At 60.2% G+C, this 1,973-nt stretch carries 3 protein-coding genes; all 3 read right to left on the bottom strand.

Annotated features, from left to right (window positions below; all coding sequences use genetic code 11):
• The coding region (locus tag AC01FP_RS17235; RefSeq protein ID WP_474481933.1) for a GIY-YIG nuclease family protein at positions 1–467 on the bottom strand (467 nt) is incomplete at its 3' end.
• Between the two features lie 199 nt (positions 468–666).
• Positions 667–885, bottom strand: a complete 219-nt coding sequence (locus tag AC01FP_RS17230) for a hypothetical protein (protein ID WP_474481931.1) — start codon at positions 883–885, stop codon at positions 667–669.
• Between the two features lie 551 nt (positions 886–1,436).
• Complete coding sequence (locus AC01FP_RS17225; RefSeq protein WP_474481929.1) at positions 1,437–1,604, bottom strand: hypothetical protein; 168 nt, start codon at positions 1,602–1,604, stop codon at positions 1,437–1,439.
• Positions 1,605–1,973: the final 369 nt, after the last annotated feature.

The following is a 1,973-nucleotide window of genomic DNA, read 5'->3' as shown; positions in this document are numbered from 1 at the left end:
TTGTAACGCTTAAGTTCCCCGGCTGGCTTAGTATCGTAAGTCTTTCCGTGGCGCCTGTTATGGCTGATCCTTGCCTGGCGTTCTTGCTCTAATGCTTGTGCCTTGCTCCTTATCTCGGCTGCAGTTAGTTCAAGACCATAATACGCTTTAGCTTGTGCAAAGTCGTTTGTATTGTCTTTGTATAAATTCCTAAGCCACTCCAGATCTGACTGACTTAGCTTAAAGAACTCTCTGCCCCCATAGCGAGTAGTACGTCTATCCTCAAGCCTTGCGTGCAGGGCTGCTTCGAGTGCAACAACCTCCGCTCTTGTATTGACATCCATCGTCTCCACAATATATGCCTTTGGCACTCTGTATGTTGCCTTGATTTGCCGGAGGCGAGCATTAGGGTCTACGCTGATGCCAACCTTATAAATTGAGTCGTTATTTCCACTTGCAATTAGATAGAGAAAGTGGATTTCTTGCATCGACTGTGGATTGAGTATTCCTAGTTTACTAGATGAATGACATTCCCTTTTGTAGCGCGCCGCCTCTACTTTGCTAGGGGCTTTTCTAAGGGGAGCATCTGCTGTATCACTGCCACGTGTATTTCCCGGTCATGATCAGCACTTAGCTGTTCTGATAAGGCCCGGCCACCAAGCGGCAGCAGGGCCTGAGCCCCCAGGCTCAGCAGACCGAGACGGTGCAGCCGGGGGTGCCCTGCAGCTTGCGGGCAAAGGCAACGGCCTTCTCAGCAGGGATCAGCCGCATCTTTTTGACGGGCTTACCGCGGCGGCCAAAGAACTCGACCTCACAGGGAGTGGAGCCGAGCTTCTGAACGCCGGGCGCATAGCGGTGAACCACAAGCAGGCGGACTTCACAGACGGGGCCTTGGGGAATGGCCATGGCTGGGGTGGTGCGGAGAACACCGACCAAGCGCCCCAAAGGTGAGCACTAGCCAGGGGCGAGAGCAGCGAGCCTTGCGTCAGCCCTTGCTGGTGCGAGCCGTAAGGGCATGTTGCGGAGGGGTTTCGCAACGCCCGGCCAGCCAACGCCCACTGGCCCTGCTGAAATACCCGTGCTGCCTCATCACCGCGTCCGGTGAACAGACCTGCTCGCATCCCTTGCAATCGAGGACTGCCAAGCGGCCCGTTCTGAGCTGATGCGGCCTGCTTTATAGCGGCACCCTGCCGGCCCGCTCTGCTGCACCCCGGCCAGCGTTCGTCTGTTTCATAGGGCCCTGCCTGCCTGGTGGCCTGGCATTGCGGAGTGAGTCTTTCCCTTCTGGTGCTCACCCCGGCCGGAGCCCCGTAGCCCGAGCAGGCGCGAGAGGCGTAGCGGCATAGGCCTTGGCTGTTTGCCGGCCAACCAGTCAGGTCACCAGCCAATGGCCGCCGTGTAGTCCCCGAGCAGGCGCGAGTGGGTGGAGGGGCGTAGGCCTCCAGGGGGCCTGGGCCCTAGACGGCCCAGCGCAGGGGCTGCTCCCAGGCTTCCTCTGGGCAGATCAGATCCCAGCAGCAGCCGATCGGCTCGGGCAAGGAGAAGAGCACCAGCTGCCTAACGGACTGGCCGGCCTTGCGCTGCCTGGTGCTGCTGGAGAGGAGCAGGGTGGAGGTGGCTTGCATCGCAGGAAGGAGAAAAAACGCCCCCACTCGCGCCCATCAAGCCGCTGGGTCAAGGCCGCCCGTTGCACGGCAAATCGGGCGCTCGCCTTGGCCTTGATGCTGCGGTGCTGCCAGCCCGTCAGGCTGCTGGCCCTTGGGCGAACCATCGGGGAAGTGCTCTCCCCTGCGGTGCACCACGGTTGACCTTGATCTCCAGCAGGACAACAGGTTGAAAAGGCCGGGATTAGGCCCCCGGCAGGGCCTATGGCTCCTAGGCCAAAGCGTGCCGCTTGGCTTCTAGCTCGCAGCGCAACACCAGCAACTCATGCTGGGCCAGCAGCCGCTGATCGAGCTCATCAACGCGGGCCAGACACTTGCGGATGGCGGGCA

It is taken from the genome of Cyanobium sp. NIVA-CYA 375 (assembly GCF_056108345.1).
This window is presented reverse-complemented; position numbering and strand designations above follow the sequence as displayed.